Consider the following 23,423-nt stretch of genomic DNA (forward strand, 5'->3'; position numbering starts at 1 on the left):
CGCCCTCGGCGGTCAGCCACCGGCCAGCGGTTCAACAAGAAGCCTCACCACACACTCCCCGAACTGGCTACTACTGAGGGGATGGTGCACCAGTGAGCGCCCCGGTCCGGCTCACCGACGTCCGCAAGGTGTACGGCACCGGCCCCGGCGCGGTCACCGCGCTGGGCGGTGTCACCTACGGCTTCGGGGCCGGCACCTTCACCGCGGTGATGGGCCCGTCCGGCTCCGGCAAGAGCACGCTGCTGCACTGCGCCGCCGGCCTCGACGCGCCGACGTCCGGCGACGTACAGCTGACCGAACGCTCATTGCGCGGCCTGGACGAGACCGCTCTGACTGAGCTGCGGCGCGAGCACGTGGCCTTCGTCTTCCAGTCCTTCAACCTGATGCCGGCCCTCACCGTCCGGCAGAACGTCGTCCTGCCGCTCATGCTGGCCGGGAAGTCGCCGGATGACGCATGGGTGTCCGAGGTGATCGACCGGGTCGGGCTCGGCGATCGCACGCGGCACCGGCCGAGCGAGCTGTCCGGTGGCCAGCAGCAGCGGGTCGCGATCGCCCGGGCCCTGGCGGGACGCGCCGCGATCACCTTCGCGGACGAGCCGACCGGTGCGCTGGACACGGTCACCGCACTCGACGTCCTCGCCCTCCTCCGCGACCAGGCCCGCGCCCTCGGGCAGACCGTCGTGATGGTCACCCATGACCCGGTCGCAGCGTCGTACGCCGACCGCGTCGTCTTCCTCGTCGACGGCCAGATCGTCTCGGAGACCGCCCACCCCACTGCAGAGGCCGTCGCTGCGGAGCTCGCTCAGCTCAGCGCCGGTCGTTACTCACCATCGGAGACCTGAATCATGATCCGCCTGGCCGTCACCACCCTGCGGTACCGGACCGCTGCCTTCCTCGCCATCCTCGTCGCCGTCCTGCTCGGCGGTGCCCTACTCAGCGCGGCCGGCGGACTGCTCGAGACCGGCCTCCGGCTCAACGCACCGCCCGAGCGCCTCGCCGCCGCGCCCGTCGTCGTCACCGGCGACCCGGCGTACCACCCGCCCAACGGATCCGGCTCGGCCGCGTTCCCCGAACGCCACCGCGTCGAGGCCGACCTGGCCGACAAGCTCGCCGGTACGCCGGGAGTCGCGCAGGCGATCGCGGATCGCTCGTTCCCGGCCGTGATGACTCCCGGCACGGATGCGCTCACCGGACACGGCTGGGAGTCGGCGCCGCTGACGCCGTACCACTTGACCGCGGGTCAGGCGCCGCAGACGGGTCAGGTCGTGCTCGATCAGCGCCTGGCCGGCTCGTCCAAGCCTGGTGACCGCGTCAGCGTGACCGTCAAGGGCCAGCCACAGACCTTCACCCTCGCCGGAATCGCGACCGCTCAGCGCCAGGTCGACGTACCGTCGGTGTTCTTCGCCGATGCGGACGCGGCCCGGCTGGCTCCGGGAGTCGACGCGATCGGTGTGTTCCCGGCCGCCGGGACCTCGGCGCGTGACCTGGCCAGGCGACTCGAGCTTCCTGACGGCGTCAAGGCGTACGCCGGGGACGACCGGGGTGTCGCGGAGTACAGCGGGATCGCGACGAGTCTTCCGCTCATCATCCTGTCCGGCGTCTTCGGTGGGATGGTGGCCGTGGTGATGGCACTCGTGATCTCGGCGACGATCGGGCTGTCGGTCCGGCAACGCCGGCGCGAACTCGCGCTGCTGCGGGCCAGCGGCGCGACGCCGCGGCAGGTCGGCAAGATGGTGATCGCCGAGACGATGGTGGTCGGGGTGATCGGGTTGGTCCTCGGACTGCTGTGCGGCCGGTTCGCCGGTGACTGGATCTTCGGCATGCTGGCCGATGGCGGAATCGTGCCGTCGCAGCTGCGGTTGGACCAGGGCCCGCTGCCGTTCGCGGGTGCGGCTCTGCTGACCTTCGCCGTCCTGCGGATCACTGTTGGCTTCGCCGCCGGACGCGCAGCGCGGATCCAGCCGATCCAGGCGCTGGCGGAGGCCGCCGTACCAGAGGTCGCGCTGGGACGCGTCCGGTTGATCCTCGGCGCGGTGTTCGCAGGAGCGACGGTGTCGATCGCGATGTCCACGCTCTTCATGAGTCCGACCAACGCGGCAGCCATCGGCGGGCCGGCGGGGCTGACCGGATCCATCGCGGTCGCGATCCTCGCGCCGCTGGTGACCCAGCGGGCGCTCGTGCCACGGCTCACCGCGCTGATCGAGAAGCGCGGGACCAGCGGAATCCTCGCGGTGATCAACCTGCGGGTCCGGGCCGTCCAGTTCGCCGCGATCCTGATCCCGATCACGATCGCCACGACCATTGCTCTCGGCAACATCTACGCGCAGACCACCCAGCAGAAGGCGGCCGTCGAGGCGTACACGGACAACCTGGCCGCGGACGTCGTCGTGACCAGCACGTCCGGTGGGATCCCCGCCGCGCTGACCGACAACGCTCGGTCCCTGCCCGGTGTCACCGCGGTGTCCGAGCTGGTCCGCAGCAAGGGCTGGATCGAGGAGCCGTACGACACCTCGCACACCAGTGATGCCTGGCCCTTGCTCGGTCTGAGCGGACCGGTCTACAAGGGCGACGTCACCAAAGGTTCGCTGGACGACCTGACCGGCGACACCGTGGCACTTCCGCCCGGTACAGCGAAGAAGCTGAAGGTCGACGTGGGGTCGGAGATCGGGCTGCGCCTGGGCGACGACGCGCTGGTGAAGGTCAAGGTGGTCGCACTGGCCAAGGGGCCGTCCGGCTACGAATCGATCCTGCTGCCCGCGGCGCTGCTGGCCTCGCACACCACGACCGGACTCCCCAGCCAACTGCTGCTGAAGACCCACGACAAAGACGCCACGATGAAGTCGATGATCCTGTCGGAGTGGCCGGGAGCGAGCGTCGGCGGCCGGGACTTGCTCGCCGACGGGTACGACGCCGGCCTTGGAGTCGACGCCTGGATCGGGTACCTGCTCGCCGGGATCGCCGTCGCCTACACGGCGATCGCGTCGATCAACACGATCGCGGTTGCAGTCCTGGACCGGCGGCGGGAGTTCGGGCTGCAACGGCTGACCGGCTCGACCCGGCGGCAGGTGAGCCGGATGCTGACCCTCGAGGGTCTGGTGATCGCGGCGCTCGGTCTCGTCCTCGGACTCATCGCGGCGGCGTTCACCGTGCTACCGATCGCGGTCGCGACGCGCGGCTGGCCGATCCCGTCCGGCCCGGCCTGGATCCTGCTCGCCTGGGTGGCCGTGGTCCTGCTGCTGGTGCTGCCGACCACCGCGATCACCGGCCGGATCGCGCTCCGCTCGAAGCCGATGGACGCGCTCAGCTCACCCGTCGGCTGACTCGCTGCACGCTCAGCCGTCGGCTGACTCGCCCCACACTCAGCCGTCGGCTGATTGGATCCACGCGAAGCCGCCGTCTTCCAGGCGTACCACCTGGAGGCCGGCGGCCAAGCGCCGTACGTCGTCGGTCTCGATCACGCCGGTCGCCGGACCAGCGATGTCGAGGACGATCGCGGCGGCCCCTTCCTGGATCGCCGCGGTCGCGACCAGCTGAGCCTGCGCGGGCATCGGCCGAGCGTCCGGGCTCCAGCGCATCAGGCTCTCGGTGCCGGTAAAGGCCAGAAGTGCGTTCCGACCGTCCTGTCCCTGCAGCAGCGCGACCGCCATGTCCGAGGTCTTGTCGTGCGCCAGCCCGTTCTCGTCGTACTCGACCTCGCCGAGCATCGCCACCACGGGTACCAGCAGCCGTGCCTTGGTCAGCGCTGCCAAGGTCGCTCCGTGGTCACGCTCCGCGAGCGCGCGGGCCAGCGCGGGGTCGGCCGAGCCGTCGTCGTTGTCGAACCCGGTGAAGGCCAGTCGGCGTTGTGGAGGCTGCACCCGGTCATTGTCCCCGGAGCGGGGTTTCAGGGTGGTGTCAGGGCTCTTCCCCTCTTGGTTCCGCGCCGGACTGTGCGAGCCTGGGTATGTGCCTGACTTCAACGATCTGACGTTGCTGCCGTTCTGTGTGGGCCTGACCCTGCTCGGCCTGATCGGCTCGTGGGCCGCGTGGCGGCGCCGCGGGGTGGCGGCCGGCACGCGTGGAGTGGCCTGGTCCCTGTTGCCGGTGTCGCTCTACCTGACCGGCCTGCTGGAGCTCGTCTGGGACGTGGTCCGGTCGGCCGCCAACTGGGTCACGCACCTGATCTTCTCCCCCACGGTGTGGTCCGGGGTCGCGCTGTTCGGCGTCTCGGTCGTGCTGTACGTCGTCTCCGGCATGGCCAAGAGCCGGCGGGGCGACACAGTCAAGGCACCCAGAGCAGAGAAGAAGCCCGCCTCGCCCGCGGGTGAGCTGACCGCCACGGGTCCCGCACCCGCGTCGGCGGCTCCGGCCAAAGCTGCCAAGCCGGCCAAGGGGTCGAAGGCGAAGCAGCAGGAATCGTCGGAGTTCGACGAGATCGAGGACATCCTGAAGCGCCATGGAATCAACTGACCGCCCCGCTGACCACGGGACCCCCCTGACCATCGACGCTCTGCTGGACAACGTCCAGGCCGCACCACCCCGACTCGGCCGGACCCGGCTGATCGGCATCGACGGACCGGCCGGCTCCGGCAAGACCGGCCTCGCCGCGAACATCCAGGCCCGGGCCGAGGCCCGTGGACTGCGCACCGGCATCATCCACATGGACGACCTGTACGACGGCTGGAACGGAGCCGTCCGCGGATTCGGACTGCTCCGCGACCACGTACTGCAGCGGATCGCCGACGGCCGCGAGGGCCGGTACCGCCGCTACGACTGGCATCTCGGTGCGTACGCCGAACTCCACGTCGTACCGGTGACTGTCGAACTGCTCATCGTCGAGGGCGTCACCTCGTGCGACCGCGACGCCGACCGCTGGCAGTCACTACGCTTGTGGGTCGAGACCTCGAACGAGGTCCGGCTGGACCGCGGCATCGCCCGCGACGGCGAGGCCCTGCGCGACCACTGGCTGGAATGGATGCGCTGGGAGCGCGACCACTTCGCCGAGCAGGAGACCCGTTCTCGCGCGCACGTCATCGTCGACGGCGACCCGTCGATCCCGCACGACCCGGCGCTGGAGATCATCCCGAAGTCAGTGGCACTCCCGCCACACGACTCGGCGGCCTCCTGACCACGATCAGCCGCGCGCCGGGATAGTGACTCCACGCCCCAGTCGGTGCCTGATCGAGGTACTGCAGCCGTAGCTCCGCCATGTAGTCGTCGCCACGCGCCAGCGCGAGCGCCCGCATCGGCCCGGCGCGGTGAACCGCATCGAAGTACGTCGCCGCGTCCGGATGAGTCATCGGGTGCGAGACCACCTCGTCCCGCTCGATCTCCGCGCCGGCGAGGGCCGGGACGAGTTCGTCTTCCCAGGGACGCCCGGCGCTGTCTCCGACGACCGAGTCCAGGAGAGCGAACGGCCCGTCTTCCTCGGCGACATCAGGCCAGTAGACGACGCACAGGCGGCCGCCCGGGCGAAGGGCGTCGTACCAAGAGACGATGGCGGAGCGCGGATCCGGCAGTTGCTGCAGTCCAAAGACGGAAACGACGGCCGCACAGGAGGCCAACCAGCGTGGATCGAGAGCCGCGGCGTCACTCTGGACGAGCTCGACGTCGGCGTCCGGCAGCCGGCCCGCGCGCTCCTTGGCCAGCCGCACCATCCCCGCCGACAAGTCGATACCGACGATCCTCCGCCCGGGGAAGCGTGGGGCGAGCAGCTCGAGCTCGGGGAACGTGCCGCAGCACGGCACCAGGATCGGGCCGTCGGGTACGTCGCCCACGGCGTCGACCGCTGTCCTCACCCACGGTGCGAAGCGCGGGACGAAGTACACCTCGTAGCCGGCGGCCGCCTCGTCCCAGCCCCGGGCGATCCTCGCCAGGCGGTCGGTCACGGCTCCTCCAGCCCGTCCCAGGACCAGCGCGGAATGCTCATGCCGTCCGGGATCGCCTCGCCCGAGTGCTGGTACATCGTGTTCCAGGTCGCCCAGGCGAAGTAGTCGTGCAGCACCCCGCGCAGCCGGTCGTCCCCGGCGAGATCGGCATCGACCAGCGCCACGTCGAAGCAGTCGACCGCCCGGCGATTCATCTCGTCGTGCTCGCCGTTCCCGCTGTGGATCCGGACCACCGACGTTTCGTCCCCGTAGCTCCCGGAGTACGCCGCCGGTCCGCCCAGCGCCTCGCTCCAGTACGCCGCCAGCCGCACGGTGTGATCCGGGCGGAACCCATGGCTGAACGCGTGGCTCACCACCTCGTCCGCCAGCACCCGCTCATGCCACGCGTGCGCCAGCCGGAGGATCCCCTCTGTCCCACCCGCAGCCTCGAAGACCGTCGTCATGCCGATGAGTCTTGCACTGCCCGCCGACAGTCGTCGAGACGATCGCGGACGTGAGCCCGTTCGGGTTCCGACCCGGCCAGCTCGAACGCTTGCTTGTACGCCGTTGTTGCCTCCGGCAACCGGTTCAGCCGGTGCAGGAGGTCGGCGCGGGCCAGCGCGTACGGGTGGTAGTTCTGCAGGCGTGGCTCGTCGGACAGCTCGTCGAGGAGGGCCAGACCTGCCTCGGCGCCGTCGCGCATCGCGACCGCGGCGGCGCGATTGAGCGCGACCACCGGAGACGGGTCGATCGCGATCAGGACGTCGTACAGGGCGACGATCTGGGGCCAGTCGGTGCTTGCGAACGTCGGCGCCTCGTCGTGGAGGGCTGCGATCGCGGCCTGGACGGCGTACGGTCCGGCCGGGCCGCCGGTGAGCGAGGCGACCACCAACTCGCTGCCCTCGGCGATCATTTCGCGATCCCAGCGGCTGCGGTCCTGGTCTTCGAGCAGGACGAGTTCGCCGGCGGGGTCGCTGCGCGCGTCCCGGCGGGCGTGGACGAGCAGCATGAGGGCGAGCAGGCCGGTGACCTCACGCTCGGCCGGGAGCAGGCGGTGCAGGATCCGGGCCAGCCGGATGGCCTCCTCGGCCAGGTCGAGCCGTTGCAGGTACGGGCCGGAGCTGGCGGCGTACCCCTCGGTGAAGACCGAGTAGATCACCTGCAGCACTCCGGGCAGCCGCTCCGGCAGTTCGTCCGGGCCGGGCACGCGGAACGGGATGCGTGCCTCGCGGATCTTCGTCTTCGCCCGGACGATCCGCTTCGCCATCGTCGCGGTCGGCACGAGGAACGCCCGCGCGACCTCCGGCGTACTCAGACCGGCCAGGCAGCGCAGCGTCAGCGCACCGCGGTCCTCGGCGGCCAGGGCCGGATGCGCACAGGTGAAGAACAGCTCCAGCCGCTCGTCCGGCAGCGCGCCGTCCGGCGACGGGACCGGGTCCGCGCGGTCCGCCTCGACCTGCAGTACGGCGAGCTTGGCGGCGTACACCTGGTCGCGTCGTAACCGGTCGACCGCCTTCCGTCGCGCGGTGGTCATCAGCCAGCCGCCAGGGTTCGGCGGGACCCCGTCGACCGGCCACCGCACCAGCGCCGCCTCGATCGCCTCGGAGGTGACCTCCTCGGCCAGGTCGAGATCGCCGAAGCGCCGGGCGAGCGCTGCCAGCAACCGGCCGCGCTCCTCCCGGAACACCTCCTCGACCTGGTCCATCCTCAGAACTCCGCGACCGGCCGCACCACGACAGATCCGCCACCCCGCGAGCCCGGGCACTTGGCGGCCCAGTCCAGCGCCGCGTCCAGATCCGGCACGTCGACCACGTAGAACCCACCGAGCACCTCACGGGTCTCGGCGTACGGACCGTCGGTGACAGTGCGCTTGCCGTCGTTGGCGACCTGGACCCGGGTCGCCGTGACCAGATCGGCCAGCGACTCGGCGGCCACGACCACTCCGGCGTCCTGGATCTCCTTGTCGAACCGCATCCAGTCCTCGGGCTCGCAGCCGACCACTCCGCCGCTCACGTCGAGCTCACCGGCGTTGATCAAGAGCAGATACTTCACAGTGGAACCTCCTGTCAGCGTGTGTACAGCATCTCTACGAACGGGCTCGCCACCTATGGACAGGACGCCCGGACAATTTGTCAGGATGGGTCCATGAGCGCACAGGTACGACCGTCCGGTGAGCAGTGGACGCTTCGATCCGGCGGGTACGCCGCCACCGTGGTGAGCGTAGGCGGCGGTCTCCGCGGGCTCACGTACGACGGGCGCGAGGTGCTGCTCGGGTACGGCGACGACGAGCCGGCGCACGCCGGGATCGGGCAGCACCTGATCCCGTGGCCGAACCGGATCACCGATGGGAAGTACACCTTCCAGGGTGCCGACGAGCAGCTGTACCTGACCGAGCCGGCCCGGCAGAACGCGATCCACGGGCTCACCCGCTGGGCCAACTGGGAACGCATCGACGACGGCACCGACGAGGCGGTCGTCGAGGTCGGTCACCGGCTGCACGGCCAGCCCGGGTACCCCCACCAGCTCGACCTCCGGATCGGCTACCGGCTGGGCGATGGACTCACCGTGACCGCCACCGCGACCAACATCGGCGCGAGCGACGCGCCGTACGGGTATGGAGTGCATCCGTATCTGAGCGTCGGCCGGGCGATCGACGAGTGCGTGCTCGAGATCGCCGCGAACGACTGGCTCGAGGTGTCGCCGGAGCAGTTGACGCCGATCGGGCTGTCGCCGGTGAAGGGGTCGCCGTACGACTTCCACACGGCTAGGCAGATCGGCGCGCTCGACATCGACAATGCCTTCACCGGGCTCGGCGGCGGCTCGTGGTCGGTCACGCTGACCGATCCGGACACCGGCAACAAGTCCGTCCTGACCAGCGACACCCCGTGGCTGCAGCTCTACACCGGCAGCGCGATCGGGCGTACGGCGCTCGCCGTCGAACCGATGACCTGCCCACCGAACGCCTTCATCACCGGGCAGGACCTGGTCGTACTGAAGCCCGGTGAGTCGCACACGACTACGTTCCAGGTGTCCGTCTAGGTCCGGCGCCGTGCTCCCGGGCCACGGCCGCCAGCTCCTTGGCGGCCCGGCTCGCCCGTGACCCCTCGGCCGCCTGCACCGCGAGGATGCCGATCCGGTTGCTGTCGGCATCGAACAGCTGGAGCCACGCGTCGCCCGGCCGGAACCGGAGCGCCGTCACCTCGGACCAGCGCAGCGTGTAGGACTTGAACACGTTGCGCACGTGCAGCCGGTCCGGGTACGCCGTCACCCGCAGCGTCGTCATCCGGTAGAGGATCCACAGCACCGCGCCGAAGAACGCCAGCAACGTCAGCCGCTGGAACCAGCTGAACGACTCCCGGGCGTCGTCCGGCAGCCGGAACCAGATCACGCCGAACACCGCGATCAGCGACAAGCCCATCACGCCGGACATCAGCGCCACGATCCGCGGGTGGAACGTGAACAGCCGATCGGCGGTGGCCATGTCGGATCCGGCGTCAGATCCGGCAGGCGTGGATGTCCGTGGTGAGGATGGCACGCGCGCCCACCTCCCACAGCTGGTCCATCAGCCGCTGGGCGTCGGCCCGCTGGACCATCACGCGGACGGCGACCCAGCCCTGCCGGTGCAGCGGCGAGACCGTCGGCGACTCCAGACCCGGTGCGACCGCGGTGGCCGCGTCGACCGCATCGGCCGGGATGTCGTAGTCCATCATCACGTAGTTGCGGGCGATCAGGACGCCCTGCAGCCGGCGTACCAGCTGCTGAATGCCGTTCGGCGGGGTCTCCACACCGTGCCGCTTGATCAGCACCGCCTCGGACTTGAGGATCGGTTCGCCGAAGACCTCCAGTCCGGCCTGGCGGAGCGTCGTACCTGTCTCGACGACGTCGGCGATAACGTCCGCGACGCCCAGCTGGACGGCCGATTCGACGGCACCGTCGAGTCGGACCACGGACGCGTCGACGCCGTGCTCGGCCAGGTGATCCTGCAGGACCCCGGCGTACGAGGTGGCGATCCGCTTGCCGGCCAGGTCCTTGATCGAGTCGGCCACCCCGGGCCGCCCGGCGAACCGGAAGGTGGAGCTGGCGAAGCCGAGCTCCATGATCACGTCGGCGTCGGCGTGCGAGTCGAGGACGAGGTCACGGCCGGAGATGCCGACGTCGAGCGTGCCCTCGCCGACGTACACGGCGATGTCGCGGGGGCGCAGGTAGTAGAACTCGACCTCGTTGGCCGCGTCGGTGAGGGAGAGGTCCTTGGTGGTCCGGCGCTGTTTGTAGCCGGCCTCGGTCAGGATCTCGATGGCGGCTTCGCTCAGCGAGCCCTTGTTGGGTACTGCGACGCGCAGCATGGGACTGCCCTTTCTGAAGTGAACCGGTGACTGTCGGAGGGGTTCCTACAGATGTCGGTACACGTCGTCGAGGTCCAGGCCGAGCGCGTGCATCATCACCTGGGTGTGGTAGAGCAGCTGGGACAGCTCCTCCGCGGCCCGGTCCTTGCCCTCGTGCTCGGCAGCCATCCAGGACTCGGCGGCCTCCTCGACCAGCTTCTTGCCGATCGAGTGCACGCCGGCATCCAGCGCCGCCACGGTCCCGGATCCCTCCGGCCGCGTCCGCGCCTTCTCACCCAGCTCGGCAAACAGCTCCTCAAAACTCTTCATCGCCCGCCCAGCCTAGAGGGCCGCTCCCAGTCCGCGCCGCTCAGGTCCGCCTAGCGGACCCCGCTCCGTGAGTTACTGGGCCATGGACGAGCGAGTGCAGATCTCAGTGATGCTGGCGGTCGCGGACGCACCGGCCGCCGCGGAGTGGTACGCCCGGGCCCTCGGAGCCGAGCAGCTGTGGAACCTCGGCAGCGTCATCGGCCTCACGGTCGGCGGCGCGGCCTTCTTCCTCGGCGAGCCGGAGAACAACGGGTGGGACACACCTGAGGGGACCGGTGCCCCGACGGTACGGATCGAGGTCTTCGTGGATGATCCGGACACCTTCATCAACCGTGCCGTCGAGGCCGGAGCCGACGGAAGCCGGGATCCGATCCGCGTCCATCACATGCCCTGGGGGCCGCATCGGCAGGGGACGTTCGTCGATCCGTTCGGGCACTTGTGGTTCGTTGGCGACAGGTCGCCGCTACAACGCAAGTGACGCGGCCTCGAGGGTCCGCGGGGGTGAGTGCGCGTCCACGTAGTACGCGTGCCGCTCGGACAGGAGTTGTTCGATCATGGCGTAGTCGACGTCGTCGTCCGGGGTGCGCTGATGGTACGGCGGTGGGTAGAAGGCGTCGCCGATGAGTACGACGCCGGAGTCGATGGCCACCAGTGAGTCCGGGGCGTGGTTGCCGCCGACATGACGCAGTACGACGCCCGTCGGGAGGGTCAGGGTGTCGTCGAAGGTCAGGTCGGGGGCGACGATGCGGAAGCCGGTCCAGTCGCGTACGGCGAGGGCGCGAGCCCGGAAGCTGGGGCCGAGCTTGGGATTGGTCTTGACCTGGTCGTGGAGGTAGCGGTGGCTCCACGGGCGTTCGGCCTCCGCGGTCAGGATGCCGACGGCCGACGAGTGGGCGACCACCGTGACGTTCCGCCAGGCGCAGGCGCCCCAGGTGTGATCCCAGTGATGGTGCGTGTAGACCAGCCACCGCGGCGCAGGCAGACCGGCGGCCGTGATCGCGGCCTGGATCTCGCGGGCATGCTCCGGGCTGTTGCCGGCGTCGATCAGGACGCTGCCGCGGTCGTCGGCGATCACCGCGACCGACGGACGGATGGCGTCCGGGTCGGGATCGTGCGGGTAGAGCCAGACCCGGCCGTTCAGGTGTTCGAGCACCTGGCCGACGATAGCCGCATGCAAACTCCCCGGAGACTCCGCGACCTCGGCGTGGTCGTCGGCACCCTGCCGACCGGCCCGCTCAATGCGATCACCGACGTACCCGGCGTCCGCGTCGGCCAGACCACGATCGCCACCGATGACCTGAACACCGGCGTGACCGCGATCGTGCCGGACGGGTACGCCGACGGGCTGCCCGCAGCTGTGGCGGTGGGCAACGGATACGGCAAGCTCGTCGGCAGTACCCAGGTCGATGAGCTGGGCCGGATCGAGACGCCGATCCTGCTCACCGGGACGCTGAGCGTGTTCCGGGTCGCCGACGCGCTCGTCACCTGGCTGATCGAACGCGACCCGAAGGCGACCAGCCTCAACCCGGTCGTCGGCGAGACCAACGACGCCTTCCTCTCCGACATCCGCCGCCGCCCGATCACCCCCGAGCACGTCCACGCCGCCCTGGACTCCGCCTCCACCGACCTCCCCGCCGAAGGCTGCGCAGGAGCCGGAACCGGCACCACAGCCCTCGGCTTCAAAGCCGGCATCGGTACGTCGTCCCGCACCGTGGAGCAGGGTTCGGTCGGAGCGATCGTGCAGTCGAACTTCTCCGGGCTACTGACCGTGCTCGGCAGACCGATTCCCGCTGTGCCGGTGGATGCCGACGGCAACTCCTGCATGATCGTCGTCGCCACCGACCTCCCGCTGGACGCCCGCCAACTCGGCCGGCTGGCCCGCCGGGCGGTGTTCGCCCTCGCCCGCGTCGGCTCCGACTACGCCCAGGGCAGCGGCGACTACGCGATCGCCTTCACCACCAACCCCATCGCCGGCTACCAGGACAAGGATCTGCGCGCCCCGTTCCAAGCGGTCACCGAATCGGTCGAGGAAGCCCTCCTCAACTCCCTCACCATGGCCCGCACCACCAAAGGCCACCGAGGCAACACGGCCCACGCCGTCCCCCACGAGCTGATCCGCGAGTCCTCTCACGAGCGATAGAGGACGGGCTCGTCTTGCTTGCCAACTGGACGGACAGACCCGGTACGGCCGAGGGCGGCGGCGACCAGCGATCCGAACGCCAGGAGTGCGGCAAAGGTGCGGACCAGGTGGGCGAACTGCCAGTGATCGCGGATGCTCGCCCAGTCCGACGGCGGGCTCTGGACCGACCACCCCGCCTGGTCGGCGTTGATCGGCAGGTTGATCGCCAGCGTCGTTGCGAACACCACCAGCAGCAACGCGACCGCCGCCAGCACGACCCGCCGATCGTTGCCACGGGTCCGGATCGCCAGCGCCACGGTGGTCACGATCGCGGGGATCAGCGTCACCGACGCCAGCGTGTCCAGCGAGTCCAGCTCGACCAGCCTCACCTGTGTGTAGACCGCGGCGCTGTACGCACGCAGTGAGTTCTCCAGTACGAGTACGCCGACCAGGAAGCCGGCGAAGAGGCCGCTGAACAGCAGACTGGCGCCACGCACAAGTCTGTCCATCTCAGTACGCCACACCGACTGGTTGGTTGACCGTTGTCGGGTCGTCGAGGACGGCCAGCATCAGGTGGGCGACGTCGGCTCGGGAGATGAAGTAGCCGTGGGAGACGCTGCCGCCGACCGCGGTGCGGTAGGTGCCGGTCAGGGGTTTGTTGTTCAGCTTGGGCGGGCGGACGATCGTCCAGTCCGTGCCGCTGCTCATGATGTCGGCCTCCATCACGCGGAGGTCGGCGTACACGTCGGCCGCGAAGGCGTTGATCATCGGGTGGACGACGCGCCGGTTCAGGAAGCTCTCGTCCGGCGGCATCGGACCGAGTGGCGCTGCGCTCACCGCGACAAAACGACGTACCTGAGCGGCCGTCATCGCCGCGAGCATCGACCGCGTGCTGCTCGACGCGACCGCCCCGGACTTGCGACCACGCGGGCCCACACCGGAGATGACCGCCTCGCTCCCGTCCACCGCGTCCCGCAACGGATCAGCCTCATCCAGGCCCGGCACGCGGACCACCTCCAGCGACGAATGCTCCAACTCGAACGGCGACGACTGCCGAACCACCGCCGTCACCTTGTGCCCCGCGTCGAGCGCCTGCCGTACGACGTGGCCGCCGATCCCACCCGTCGCCCCGAACACTGTGATCCTCATCCGACTCCTCCTGCGCTACCGTGATGTTCTCTGCAACTCATATAGTACGGGAAGCATAATATATGGAACAGACATCATCGGGTGACGCGCACCACGATCCACGCCGCCGTCGCCGCGCCGGGAACGAGATCAAGGCCGCGCTGCGCGACCTCCGGATCCAGCTCGCCCTGCTGAACCACCAGGTCGGCGGCAAGCTGGCGTTGAAGGACGTCGACCTCGACTGCCTCGACGTACTCGCTCGCAGCGGGCCGCTGACGCCGAGCGCACTGGCGCGGCAGGCGGGTCTGCACCCGGCCACGCTGACCGGGATCCTCGATCGGCTCGAACGCGGCGGCTGGATCACCCGCGACCGCGCCCGCGGCGATCGACGCAGCATCAGCATCCGGGTCCTGCCCGATCGAGGCGTCGAGGTCTTCCGGCTCTACCAGCCGATGATCAGCGCGATGGATGATCTGCTCGACGGCTACTCCGAGGAGGAGCTCGAGGTGATTGCCGGCTTCCTGCGCCGCAGTACCGAGGCCGGCCGGACCTCCACCGAGAAGCTGGCCGGTCAGGACTCGTAGACGTCGAGCCCGGTCAGGACTCGTAGACGTCGAGCCCGGTCAGGACTCGTAGACGTCGAGCAGCGTGCGGGCGAGGCATGCCAGCTCGGCCCGCAGTTCCGGCGGCTCGAGCACCTCGACCGCGTTCCCGAACCGACAGAACGCGGCGGCGGCATTGCCAATCGACTCAATCGGCACAGTCACGGTCACGCTGCCGTCCTCGGCCGGTTCGGCTGCCGCAACCGCCTTCACCAGCAGGGGAAACGACACGTCATGCATCTTCGCGGCGAGCCGGGCAGACACCCGTACGACGGCCTGTCCGGTGAACCGGACCTGGTCGAACTGGTCCAGATGCTCCTGCCAGAATCCCGCCAGATCGAACCCCTCCGACCGCTCGAACTCCTCCTCGGTCGGCGTCAACTCGAGGATGCTCGACACCCGATACGTCCGCATCCCGTTGGCCGTCGCGGACACGACGTACCAGCTGCCGTTCTTCAGCACGAGGCCGTACGGCTCGAGCACGCGCTCGACCTCGCGCGGCGCCTCCCAACGGCGGTAGAGCACCTTGATCCGCCGGTCGTGCAGCACGGCATCGGCCACCTGCGCGAGGTACGGCGACGTCTCCGCGTCCTGGTACCACGCGGGCAGATCCAGGTGAAAACGGTTCTTCAGCCGCCCGGCCCGGTCCCGCTGATCAGGCGCCAGAGCGGCCAACAGCTTCAGCTCGGCGGCACTCGTCTGCTCCGTCAGCCCGAGGGCCGCGGCCGCGCCGGGCATGCCGACCAGGAAGAGCGCGGCCGCCTCCTGCTCGTTCAGCCCGGTCAGCCGCGTCCGGTACCCCTCGACCAGGCGATAACCACCCGCCCGCCCCTGATCGGCATACACGGGTACGCCGGCCGCCGCGAGCGCGTCGACGTCGCGGTAGATGGTCCGGAGCGAAACCTCCAGCTCGTCGGCGAGCTCACGCGCGGTCAGCTGCCTGCGGGTCTGCAGCAACAACAGGATCGACAGCAGCCGACTCGAACGCATGCTCCGAGGTTAGCCGTATAAGCTGCCATCGTTTGTCAGGTTTCACGGCCACGCTGGCTGCATGACGACATGGACCAAGGTGACCGGCGACTTCGACTTCCTGAACGGGTACTTCGACGTCCGGCACCGCACCCTGAAACAGGCCTTCGCCGACTGCGACGAATGGCAGGAGTACGACGGGACGACGACGGCGCACACGTACTTCGACGGCGCCATCAGCATCGACGAGATGCGCTTCCCGACCAAAGGGTCGTACGGGCTGTCGGTCCGGCTGTTCGACCCGGTCGCGAAGGAGTGGAGCATCTGGTGGATCGACAGCCGGACGATGCGGCTGTACCCGCCGGTGCGCGGGGGCTGGTCGGAGGACGGGACGAGCTGCCGGCTGGTCGGTGACGACGAGCTCGACGGGAAGCCCATCCTGTGCAGCTACGAGTGGTCGGACATCACCGATACGACGGCGCACTGGGAGCAGGCCTACTCCAACGACGGCGGCGAGACCTGGGAAACCAACTGGATCATGGACTTCACCCGGCGCGACACTCCCCCGCCGGCCCTCGACGTACCCAAACTGACTGGCGACTTCGACTTCCTGGTCGGTCGGTGGGACATGCACAACGAGCGCCGCAAGCCGGCGCTGGGGGAGCCGGCCTCGTGGTACGAGATGCGGTCGGAGATGGAGGTCACGACGTACTTCGATGGTGCGGTGAGCTTCGACGAGGGTTGGTTCCCGACCGAGGGCTTCCGCGGCGCGACGTTGCGGATCTACAACCCGGCGGCGAGGACGTGGGCGATCCACTGGATCAACAGCCTGCGCGGCCAACTCGAGACTCCGGTGATCGGGGCCTTCGGGCCTGACGGCACTGGCATCTTCGAGGGTCCGGACGTGTGGGAGGGGCAGTCGATCGACGTCCGCTTCATCTGGACTCCGGGGGTCGACAAGGCCGCCTGGGAGCAGTCCTTCTCAACCGACGGCGGCAAGACCTGGGCGCCGAACTGGAAGATGAAACACACGAGAATCCTGTAGGTGAAGGGATTTCTTCCCACGCGTGCTACGCAGCCGCTCCTCCGTCGCGTCAGCTCCGCGCGCTCCCGCCCACCAGGCCGTCCGTGCGGGCTGCCGCCCGCGGGGTCGCGCTGCCGCGCGACTGACTTCCCGGGCCAGCGCCCTCGAGTCCAACGACTGCCCGTGGCCCGAGCGGGTCCCTTATGACTACGGATGTTCGACCAACCACCGGTCGGCGCCGCTCCAGCTGCTCACCGGCGAGCGCCGACCCCGGTAGTCAACCCCGCACGGTAGCGCGGAGCACGCGGCGGCAGCCCGCCGATCAAGTCAGCTGGTGGGGAACGCGAGTACGTGAAGGAGACCTGCGAGGGACGCCGCGCCGATGATCCGACCTGCGTCGATGTGTTCGCGGATCGCGTTGAGCGGGATCCACTCGATGCGCTCGGCCTCGTTGATGTCCTCTGGTGCACCGATGTGGTCGGCGCCGTACGAGACGAACAGCAGATTCTCGGCATCCGTCGTGCCGACCGAGGGCTGCAAGGACAGCAACGGCTTCACGTTCCTCGGCCGCCAGCCGGTCTCCTCCTCGACCTCCCTGGCCGCGGTCACGGCCGGATCCTCGTCGGGATCGACATAGCCATCACCCGCCACGCCACGACGCTACCCGACCCGCGGTTGTGTGCAGCGCGACAGGTAGTGCACGCGTGAGACGCCGTACGCAGGACCGCGCGTGCGCTCAGGGTGCACTAGGACCAGCTGACACCTCCTGTCGAGCTGTACTACAACCCCCGCACCGCAAGCAACGTAGACAGCGCAGCCTGCGTCGCTTCGTAGCCTTTGTCTTCTCGGCTGTCGGGGAGACCGGCGCGGTCCAAGGCCTGTGGGTCGTTGTCACAGGTGAGTACGCCGAAGCCGACCGGGATTCCCGTGGCTACGCCGACCTGCATCAACCCCTCGGTCGCCGCCTGGCAGACGTACTCGAAGTGCGGCGTATCGCCCCGGATCACCACGCCCAGAGCGACCACAGCGTCGTACCCGTTCTTTGCTGCGTGCAACGATGCGACGGGCAGTTCGAAGGAGCCGGGGACGCGGACGACGGTGTAGTCGGTCACTCCGGCATCGTCGAGTGCGCGGATCGCGCCGGCGACCAAGGCGTCGGTGACCTTCGGGTGCCATTGGGCGGCGACGATCGCCACCCGGGCGCCTTCCACCCGGGGGATCTCGATCGAGGGTGCTCCACTGCCCGACATCAGCCGGCTCCGTTCTCTTCGGTCAGCAGTCCGCCGGGCAGGTGGTGACCCATCCGGTCGCGTTTGGTGCGCAGGTACCGCAGGTTGTGCTCGGTCGGGTCGATCGAGATGCCGCGACGCTCGACCACATCGATGCCGTAGCCCTGCACGCCCGCGAGCTTGTCCGGGTTGTTGGTCAGCAACCGGACCTCCTTGACGCCCAGATCCGCCAGGATCTGCGCGCCGGTGCCGTAGTCGCGAGCGTCCGCGGGCAGCCCGAGGTCCAGGTTCGCGTCGACCGTGTCGCGGCCCGCGTCCTGCAACTCGTACGCCTGCAGCTTGTGCAGCAGCCCGATCCCACGCCCCTCGTGACCGCGCTGGTACACCACGACGCCACCCTCAGCCGCGACCTGCCGCATCGCCTCGTCCAACTGCGGACCACAGTCGCAACGCAGCGAGCCGAACACATCGCCCGTCAGACACTCCGAATGCAGCCGCACCAAGGTCGGCCCGTCGCCGATCTCACCGCGTACCAATGCCAGCTGCTCCGACCCATCCACCGTGTTCCGGTAGCCGTGGGCAACAAAATCGCCGTACCTGGTCGGCAGCGTGGTGGTCGCCACCCGCTGGATCTGAGTCTCGTTCAGCCGCCGGTAGCGGATCAGATCGTCGATCGACACCAGCACCAGCCCGTGCTCGTCGGCGAACGTGCGCAGCTGCGGGCCGCGCTTCATCGTGCCGTCGTCGTTCACCAGCTCCGAGATCACCGCCGCCGGGGTCAGCCCGGCCAGCCGCGCCAGGTCGATCGAGGCCTCGGTGTGACCCGGCCGGACCAGTACGCCGCCATCGCGGCCACGCAGCGGGAACACGTGGCCCGGCTGGACCAGGTCGTACGGCTCGGAGGCGGAGTCGGTCAGCACCCGGATCGTCCGGGCCCGGTCCGCCGCCGAGATCCCGGTGCTGATGCCGTCGCGGGCATCGACCGAGATCGTGTACGCCGTACGCATCCGCTCCCGGTTGTGCGGCGTCATCAGCGGGATGCCGAGCCGGTCGAGCTCCTCGCCCTCCATCGGCACGCACACCACTCCGGAGCTGTACCGGATCAGGAACGCCAGCAACTCCGGCGTCGCCTTGGACGCCGCGAAGATCAGATCGCCTTCGTTCTCACGGTCCTCGTCGTCGACGACGATCACCGGTCGGCCGGCGCGGATCTCCTCGATCGCATGCTCGATCGTGTCGAGTTTCAGTACGGTGCCCATCTCAGCCCACCACCACAGGTTCCGGAGTCACAGCGCGCTCCTTGTTCTGGATCTTCCACCAGGACGCGAATCCGACGATGCAGAACAGCCCGTAGACGACGTACATGGTGGCCGACGGGTAGAACTTCGACTGCACCAGGAGCGGTACGCCGACCACGTCGACGGCGATCCAGATCAGCCAGAACTCGACGAATCCACGCGCCATGCCGTACGTCGCCAGGATCGAACCGGTCAGGATCCACGCGTCCCACTGCGGTCCCCACGAGCCGAGCTCGCTCAGGACGAAGTACGCGATCGTGTACAGGATGACGCCGATGCCGAGCAGCTCGATCCGCTCCCGGGCGGTGGCCCAGCGCGGCTGGACTCCCGTCGCGGCGCCTTGGTGTCGAGTCTGGTACCAGCGGTACCAGCCGTACAGGCTGACCAAGGCGAAGAACACCTGGCGGCCGGCCTGTCCCCACAGGTCCTTGTCCTGCGGCGTGTCGAACACCCCGCCGACGAAGACCGTGAACAGCAACACGTTGCCAACGATGCCGACCGGCCAGGCAGAGACCATCCGGCGCATGCCGAACAGAGCGCTGGCCAGGCCGAAGCCGTTGCCGACGATCTCCCGGATCAGTACTGGCGAGCCGGCGATCGTCACCTGCTCATGTAGCAGCCAGTCGAGCGGGTTCACTTGGTGCCTCCAGCAAGTAGTCGTTCCACGTACTTCGCGATCACGTCGACTTCGAGGTTGACCGTGTCGCCGACCTTGTTCCGGCCCAGCACGGTCAGCTCGAGCGTGGTCGGGATCAGGCTGATCCCGAACGTGCCGGTCGTGTCGTCCACACCGGTGACCGTCAGCGAGACGCCGTCGACGGCGATCGAGCCCTTCTCGGCGACGTACTTGAGGATCTCCGGCGCGGCCGCGACCCGGACTTCCTCCCAGTGTTCGGCCGGCGTACGGCTCGCGATCGTGCCGACCCCGTCGACGTGGCCCTGGACGATGTGACCGCCGAGCCGGTCGTGCGCGGACACAGCCCGCTCCAGGTTGACCTGCGAACCCTTGGCGGCCTGGCCGAGGCTGGTCCGCTGCAGGGTCTCGCGCATCACGTCGGCGGTGAAGGTGCCCTCGCCGGTCGCGACGACGGTCAGACAGCAGCCGTTGACCGCGATCGAGTCGCCGTGGCCGGCGTCCTCGGTCACCTTGGGGCCGCGGATGGTGAGCCGGGCGGCGTCACCTTCGAGCAGGTCGAGCCCCTCGACGGTGCCGAGTTCCTCGACGATTCCGGTGAACATTCAGTGCGTCCTTTGCGGTTCGAGCGGCGTCAGGATCAGCCGGACGTCGTCGCCGAGGCGAGTGACGTCCGCTAGCTTGAACCGCCGCAGGTGGTGGATCGATTCCGCGCCGAGGTCGCCGATCGCGGCGTACCCCGAGCCGAGCACGGCCGGGGCGACGTACGCGACGAGCTGGTCGACGAGTTGCGCGCGCAGGAAGGCGGCGGCCAGCGTCGGCCCGCCCTCGAGCCAGAGGTGCCGGATCTGCCGGTCGTCGAGCTGCCGGAGTACCTCGGCCGGGTCGTGGGTGGGCAGCAGCAGGGTCTCAGCGCGGTCGTTGCGAACTCGCGCGGTCGTGGGGATCTCGCGGTCGCCGACGACGACGCGCAGCGGCTGCCGCGCGGCCGGTACGTCGTTCTCGTCGCGAACGGTCAGCTCCGGGTCGTCGTCCAGCACGGTCTGGGTGCCGACGGCAATCGCGTCGCACTCCGCCCGCTTGCGGTGTACGTCGGCCCGGGCCAGCGGGCCGGTGATCCAGCGGCTGGTCCCGTCCGGTGCGGCCGACCGCCCGTCCAGGGTGGTGGCGAACTTCCAGGTGACGAACGGACGACCAGTCCGGACGCTGTGCAGCCAGACTTGGTTGACCGCCTCTGCCTCGTCCTGCAGTACGCCTTGCTGGACGGTGATGTTCTTGCTCCGGAGCTTCTCGGCGCCTCCGGAAGCCTGCCTGTTCGGGTCCGGGACGGCGTACACGACGCGGGTGATCCCGGCCGCGATCAGCGCGTCCGCACACGGCCCGGTCCGGCCGGTGTGGTTGCAGGGCTCCAGCGTCACGTACGCGGTACCGCCGCGTGCTGCCGCTCCGGCCATCCGGAGGGCCTCGACTTCGGCGTGCGGGCCACCGGCAACGGCATGGAAGCCCTCACCGACCGGATGACCGTCCGGGCCGGTGATGACACAGCCGACCACCGGGTTGGGATGGGTGGTGCCGATGCCGCGTGCGGCCAACTCGATCGCACGCCGCATCCAGGCGACATCGATCGGCGAAGCGTTGTTCACTCACGGTCCCTCGTCGTCACGGACGCACTCCGGGGCCATGACAACCGGCGCGGCAACCCCCGCCGTCCAGCCGGTCCTCAGAGGATCGAGGCCACGCGATCACGCAGGCTCATCACCCACATGCCACGCCGACCGAACGCCGGAGCTCTCCCGCCGATCGCGTGCACCTCCCATCCGGACTTTCACCGTCGGTCCCGGAATTCCACCAGGTCAACCGACCGCCAAACCGCAGCGGCCGGGTCGCGGACTGTCACCGCCGGCTCGGAATTACACCGACCCCGGAGCACGCGAGTGGGTTCACTCGTACTTCAAGTATGCCCTCCCCACCAACCCCCACCACGACCCAGGTCACATCCCGGTCATTCCCACCCACCCCGTGAGCGCGTTCGGTGCGTTCCAGTCAGGCGGGACGATCCCTCGGACCCCTCTGCCTTCACACCGGTGGAGACGCTTGCACGCCGGACTCGGTGCATCCGGATCCAGCGAGGCGATCCCTCCGACCCTGCACCTTCACGCCGGTGCAGGCGCTCGCTCGGCGGATCCGGTGCATCCGGATCCAGCGAGGTGGTCCCCCGGAACCTGCACCTTCACGCCGGTGGAGGCGTTTGCTGGACGGATTCGAGGCGTTCGGGTCCGGCGGTGCGGTCGCTCGGACCCTGTACCTTCTTGCCGGTGGAGGCGTTTGCTGGGCGGTATCGGCTGATCGACCTGATCGGGACCGGTGGGATGGGGTCCGTCTGGCGAGCGTGGGATCTCCGGCGGTCGGCGTACGTCGCAGCCAAGGTCCTCGGACAGCACGACGCAGCCACTCTCCTGCGCTTCGTTCGGGAACAGTCCGTGCGGATCCAGCACCCCCACGTGGTCGCGCCGCACGGATGGGCGGCCGACGACGACAAGGTCGTGTTCGCCATGGACCTGGTCCGCGGGGGCTCCGTCGCCACCCTGCTCGGCGACCACGGCCCGCTCCCACCGTCGTACGTCGCCGTCCTGCTCGACCAACTCCTCCACGGCCTGTCCGCCGTACACGCAGCAGGCATAGTCCACCGCGACCTGAAGCCAGCCAACCTCCTACTCGACGTCACAGGCAAAGGCCGCCCCCACCTACGCCTGTCCGACTTCGGCGTAGCCGGCCTGATCAACGAACCACGCATGACCCGCACCACCACCATCCTCGGCACCCTCGGCTACCTAGCCCCCGAACAGCTAGCCGGCGCCGACCCCGACCCCCGCCAAGACCTCTACACCCTCGGAGCCGTAGCCCAAGAACTCCTAACCGGCCACCGCCCCCCCCCCACCCTCCTCCCACTCCCCGCCAACGCCGGACCACACCCCGCCCGGGGATCAACTGCAGGCACCGGACCATGCCCAGACGCCACGCCACCCGCAGGCAGCGCCTCGCCGCTAGCAACTGCCGCCGCACCACTCGCCGAGTTCATCCGGCGCTGCATGGCGACCAGTCCGTCCGAACGCCCCGAGTCCGCCCACGCCGCCGCCCGCCTCCTCGCCGAGTCCGGCCTCCTCCCACCCACCGGCGAGACTCCCTGGGCCAATCACCCCGACTCCCCCGAAGTCTTCGACCAACTCCCACCCCTCCCGCCCCCCTGGACCCCCACCGACCCAGCCCCGCAGACCACACCACGGCCCCCCGGCCCCCAGCCGACCCAGGCACGTCTGCCTCAGCCAGCTCCTCCACCCCAGCCAGCTTCTTCACCTCAGCCAGCTCCTCCACCCCAGCCGGCTCCTCCACCCCAGCCGGCTCCTCAGTTGACCCGCGCGCCCCAGGCCGCACAGGCAACTCAACCGGCACCTGTGACGATCGCCGCCGCGGCACCCACGGCCCCACCACCCACCGCCGCAGCACCCATCGCCCCGCCACCCGCCGCTGCACGTCAGCCCTCCGCTGCATCACACCCCGACACCCAGCCGCCCCACGCAACTCAACCGACCCGCGTGGCAACCGCCGACCCGCTGCCCACCGCGGAGAGGTCGAAGGCGTCACGCAGGAGCAGAGCGCTGGTCTGGGTAGCAGCAGGCAGCTTCGCAGGCGCCGTAGCCCTCCTAGCCAGCGCCGCCTGGCTCCTCTTGCACTAGCCACAAGAGCCTTGCCTGCCCGCCTGGTTGCTGGAACCCGGGTAACGAGCCGTGGCCCGGGCTGTGCATCTGTCTACTGGTACGCCGGTCAGCCACCGGCTCCTGCCTACCTGGGGCCCCGAACGCTCCGAGGTGGAGACAAGGGTGTCTTGGAGGTGCGGGTGCCGGCCGGCAGGTCGTACGGCGCG

At 69.4% G+C, this 23,423-nt stretch carries 28 protein-coding genes and 1 riboswitch; of the genes, 10 read left to right on the top strand and 18 right to left on the bottom strand.

Annotated features, from left to right (window positions below):
- The first annotated feature begins 92 nt into the window (after window positions 1-92).
- Together E0H73_RS19410 and E0H73_RS19415 are read left to right on the top strand one after the other, a co-directional pair.
- Window positions 93-842 (top strand): ABC transporter ATP-binding protein, encoded by a 750-nt coding sequence (locus tag E0H73_RS19410; protein WP_131358168.1) that lies wholly within the window; start codon window positions 93-95, stop codon window positions 840-842.
- Window positions 843-845: 3 nt separating this feature from the next.
- Window positions 846-3,320 carry an ABC transporter permease gene (locus tag E0H73_RS19415; protein ID WP_131358171.1) on the top strand — a complete coding sequence of 825 codons (2,475 nt, stop codon included), beginning with the start codon at window positions 846-848 and terminating at the stop codon, window positions 3,318-3,320.
- Window positions 3,321-3,359: 39 nt separating this feature from the next.
- Here the strand turns inward: E0H73_RS19415 and E0H73_RS19420 are convergent, their stop codons facing one another.
- Window positions 3,360-3,857 carry an SseB family protein gene (locus E0H73_RS19420; protein ID WP_238164101.1) on the bottom strand — a complete coding sequence of 166 codons (498 nt, stop codon included), beginning with the start codon at window positions 3,855-3,857 and terminating at the stop codon, window positions 3,360-3,362.
- Window positions 3,858-3,945: 88 nt separating this feature from the next.
- On the opposite strand from E0H73_RS19420, the gene E0H73_RS19425 reads away from it, so the two are divergent.
- Entirely contained in the window at window positions 3,946-4,449 is a 504-nt protein-coding gene (locus E0H73_RS19425; protein WP_131358174.1) for a hypothetical protein, read from the top strand.
- The gene (locus tag E0H73_RS19430; RefSeq protein WP_131358177.1) at window positions 4,436-5,107 is read left to right on the top strand and encodes a uridine kinase family protein; all 672 of its coding nucleotides are present in this window, start codon (window positions 4,436-4,438) and stop codon (window positions 5,105-5,107) included. The genes E0H73_RS19425 and E0H73_RS19430 overlap by 14 nt, the downstream gene beginning before the upstream one ends.
- Here E0H73_RS19430 and E0H73_RS19435 read toward each other — a convergent pair.
- Genes E0H73_RS19435 through E0H73_RS19450 form a run of 4 tightly spaced genes read right to left on the bottom strand, consistent with a single transcriptional unit; the run spans window position 5,058 to window position 7,898 of the window.
- Complete coding sequence (locus E0H73_RS19435; protein ID WP_131358180.1) at window positions 5,058-5,867, bottom strand: class I SAM-dependent methyltransferase; 810 nt, start codon at window positions 5,865-5,867, stop codon at window positions 5,058-5,060. The genes E0H73_RS19430 and E0H73_RS19435 overlap by 50 nt on opposite strands.
- On the bottom strand, window positions 5,864-6,310 hold the full coding sequence (locus tag E0H73_RS19440) for a group II truncated hemoglobin (RefSeq protein WP_131358183.1): 447 nt from the start codon (window positions 6,308-6,310) through the stop codon (window positions 5,864-5,866). The genes E0H73_RS19435 and E0H73_RS19440 overlap by 4 nt, the downstream gene beginning before the upstream one ends.
- The gene (locus E0H73_RS19445; RefSeq protein ID WP_131358225.1) at window positions 6,307-7,551 is read right to left on the bottom strand and encodes an RNA polymerase sigma factor; all 1,245 of its coding nucleotides are present in this window, start codon (window positions 7,549-7,551) and stop codon (window positions 6,307-6,309) included. The genes E0H73_RS19440 and E0H73_RS19445 overlap by 4 nt, the downstream gene beginning before the upstream one ends.
- Before the next feature lie 2 nt (window positions 7,552-7,553).
- A complete protein-coding gene (locus E0H73_RS19450) occupies window positions 7,554-7,898 on the bottom strand; it encodes a YciI family protein (protein WP_131358228.1) in 345 nt (114 codons plus the stop codon).
- Between the two features lie 93 nt (window positions 7,899-7,991).
- Between E0H73_RS19450 and E0H73_RS19455 the strand changes: the two genes are divergently transcribed.
- Entirely contained in the window at window positions 7,992-8,885 is an 894-nt protein-coding gene (locus E0H73_RS19455; protein ID WP_131358231.1) for an aldose 1-epimerase family protein, read from the top strand.
- Here E0H73_RS19455 and E0H73_RS19460 read toward each other — a convergent pair.
- Genes E0H73_RS19460 through E0H73_RS19470 form a run of 3 tightly spaced genes read right to left on the bottom strand, consistent with a single transcriptional unit; the run spans window position 8,863 to window position 10,498 of the window.
- On the bottom strand, window positions 8,863-9,327 hold the full coding sequence (locus E0H73_RS19460) for a PH domain-containing protein (protein WP_131358234.1): 465 nt from the start codon (window positions 9,325-9,327) through the stop codon (window positions 8,863-8,865). The two genes, E0H73_RS19455 and E0H73_RS19460, sit on opposite strands and share 23 nt — an antisense overlap.
- A gap of 13 nt (window positions 9,328-9,340) precedes the next feature.
- The gene (hisG, locus tag E0H73_RS19465; protein WP_131358237.1) at window positions 9,341-10,189 is read right to left on the bottom strand and encodes an ATP phosphoribosyltransferase; all 849 of its coding nucleotides are present in this window, start codon (window positions 10,187-10,189) and stop codon (window positions 9,341-9,343) included.
- A 45-nt stretch (window positions 10,190-10,234) separates the two neighbouring features.
- Window positions 10,235-10,498: a phosphoribosyl-ATP diphosphatase gene (locus tag E0H73_RS19470; RefSeq protein ID WP_131358241.1), complete on the bottom strand. Its 264-nt coding sequence runs from the start codon at window positions 10,496-10,498 to the stop codon at window positions 10,235-10,237.
- Between the two features lie 94 nt (window positions 10,499-10,592).
- On the opposite strand from E0H73_RS19470, the gene E0H73_RS19475 reads away from it, so the two are divergent.
- Complete coding sequence (locus E0H73_RS19475; protein WP_131358244.1) at window positions 10,593-10,976, top strand: VOC family protein; 384 nt, start codon at window positions 10,593-10,595, stop codon at window positions 10,974-10,976.
- On the opposite strand, the gene E0H73_RS19480 is transcribed toward E0H73_RS19475, so the two are convergent.
- Window positions 10,962-11,651, bottom strand: coding sequence for an MBL fold metallo-hydrolase (locus E0H73_RS19480; RefSeq protein ID WP_238164102.1), 690 nt, complete (start codon window positions 11,649-11,651; stop codon window positions 10,962-10,964). The two genes, E0H73_RS19475 and E0H73_RS19480, sit on opposite strands and share 15 nt — an antisense overlap.
- Window positions 11,652-11,669: 18 nt before the next feature.
- On the opposite strand from E0H73_RS19480, the gene E0H73_RS19485 reads away from it, so the two are divergent.
- Window positions 11,670-12,638, top strand: coding sequence for a P1 family peptidase (locus E0H73_RS19485; RefSeq protein ID WP_131358247.1), 969 nt, complete (start codon window positions 11,670-11,672; stop codon window positions 12,636-12,638).
- Here the strand turns inward: E0H73_RS19485 and E0H73_RS19490 are convergent.
- The gene (locus E0H73_RS19490) at window positions 12,626-13,126 is read right to left on the bottom strand and encodes an anthrone oxygenase family protein (protein WP_131358249.1); all 501 of its coding nucleotides are present in this window, start codon (window positions 13,124-13,126) and stop codon (window positions 12,626-12,628) included. The genes E0H73_RS19485 and E0H73_RS19490 overlap by 13 nt on opposite strands.
- A 1-nt stretch (window position 13,127) precedes the next feature.
- Window positions 13,128-13,766, bottom strand: coding sequence for an NAD(P)-dependent oxidoreductase (locus E0H73_RS19495; RefSeq protein WP_131358252.1), 639 nt, complete (start codon window positions 13,764-13,766; stop codon window positions 13,128-13,130).
- 62 nt (window positions 13,767-13,828) lie between these two features.
- On the opposite strand from E0H73_RS19495, the gene E0H73_RS19500 reads away from it, so the two are divergent.
- Complete coding sequence (locus E0H73_RS19500; RefSeq protein WP_131358255.1) at window positions 13,829-14,329, top strand: MarR family transcriptional regulator; 501 nt, start codon at window positions 13,829-13,831, stop codon at window positions 14,327-14,329.
- A 39-nt stretch (window positions 14,330-14,368) separates the two neighbouring features.
- On the opposite strand, the gene E0H73_RS19505 is transcribed toward E0H73_RS19500, so the two are convergent.
- A complete protein-coding gene (locus tag E0H73_RS19505; RefSeq protein WP_131358258.1) occupies window positions 14,369-15,337 on the bottom strand; it encodes a helix-turn-helix transcriptional regulator in 969 nt (322 codons plus the stop codon).
- Window positions 15,338-15,398: 61 nt separating this feature from the next.
- Here E0H73_RS19505 and E0H73_RS46610 point away from each other — a divergent pair, with 61 nt between their 5' ends.
- Window positions 15,399-16,361: a hypothetical protein gene (locus E0H73_RS46610; protein WP_202867472.1), complete on the top strand. Its 963-nt coding sequence runs from the start codon at window positions 15,399-15,401 to the stop codon at window positions 16,359-16,361.
- A 306-nt stretch (window positions 16,362-16,667) separates the two neighbouring features.
- Here E0H73_RS46610 and E0H73_RS19515 read toward each other — a convergent pair whose 3' ends face one another.
- From E0H73_RS19515 to ribD, 6 genes are all read right to left on the bottom strand, one after another.
- Window positions 16,668-16,991, bottom strand: a complete 324-nt coding sequence (locus E0H73_RS19515) for an NUDIX hydrolase (protein ID WP_131358261.1) — start codon at window positions 16,989-16,991, stop codon at window positions 16,668-16,670.
- A gap of 128 nt (window positions 16,992-17,119) precedes the next feature.
- Window positions 17,120-17,590, bottom strand: a complete 471-nt coding sequence (ribH, locus tag E0H73_RS19520) for a 6,7-dimethyl-8-ribityllumazine synthase (protein ID WP_131358264.1) — start codon at window positions 17,588-17,590, stop codon at window positions 17,120-17,122.
- Window positions 17,590-18,828: a bifunctional 3,4-dihydroxy-2-butanone-4-phosphate synthase/GTP cyclohydrolase II gene (locus E0H73_RS19525; RefSeq protein WP_131358267.1), complete on the bottom strand. Its 1,239-nt coding sequence runs from the start codon at window positions 18,826-18,828 to the stop codon at window positions 17,590-17,592. The genes ribH and E0H73_RS19525 overlap by 1 nt, the downstream gene beginning before the upstream one ends.
- A 1-nt stretch (window position 18,829) precedes the next feature.
- Complete coding sequence (gene pnuC / locus E0H73_RS19530; RefSeq protein WP_131358271.1) at window positions 18,830-19,504, bottom strand: nicotinamide riboside transporter PnuC; 675 nt, start codon at window positions 19,502-19,504, stop codon at window positions 18,830-18,832.
- Window positions 19,501-20,106, bottom strand: coding sequence for a riboflavin synthase (locus E0H73_RS19535; RefSeq protein WP_131358274.1), 606 nt, complete (start codon window positions 20,104-20,106; stop codon window positions 19,501-19,503). The genes pnuC and E0H73_RS19535 overlap by 4 nt, the downstream gene beginning before the upstream one ends.
- Complete coding sequence (ribD, locus tag E0H73_RS19540) at window positions 20,107-21,144, bottom strand: bifunctional diaminohydroxyphosphoribosylaminopyrimidine deaminase/5-amino-6-(5-phosphoribosylamino)uracil reductase RibD (protein ID WP_131358277.1); 1,038 nt, start codon at window positions 21,142-21,144, stop codon at window positions 20,107-20,109.
- Window positions 21,145-21,302: 158 nt separating this feature from the next.
- Window positions 21,303-21,434: riboswitch (FMN riboswitch) on the bottom strand.
- Window positions 21,435-21,870: 436 nt separating this feature from the next.
- Between ribD and E0H73_RS19545 the strand changes: the two genes are divergently transcribed.
- Window positions 21,871-23,235, top strand: coding sequence for a serine/threonine-protein kinase (locus E0H73_RS19545; RefSeq protein ID WP_131359481.1), 1,365 nt, complete (start codon window positions 21,871-21,873; stop codon window positions 23,233-23,235).
- Window positions 23,236-23,423 lie beyond the last annotated feature (188 nt).

This window comes from Kribbella pittospori (assembly GCF_004331465.1).
Taxonomy (GTDB): Bacteria; Actinomycetota; Actinomycetes; order Propionibacteriales; family Kribbellaceae; genus Kribbella; species Kribbella pittospori.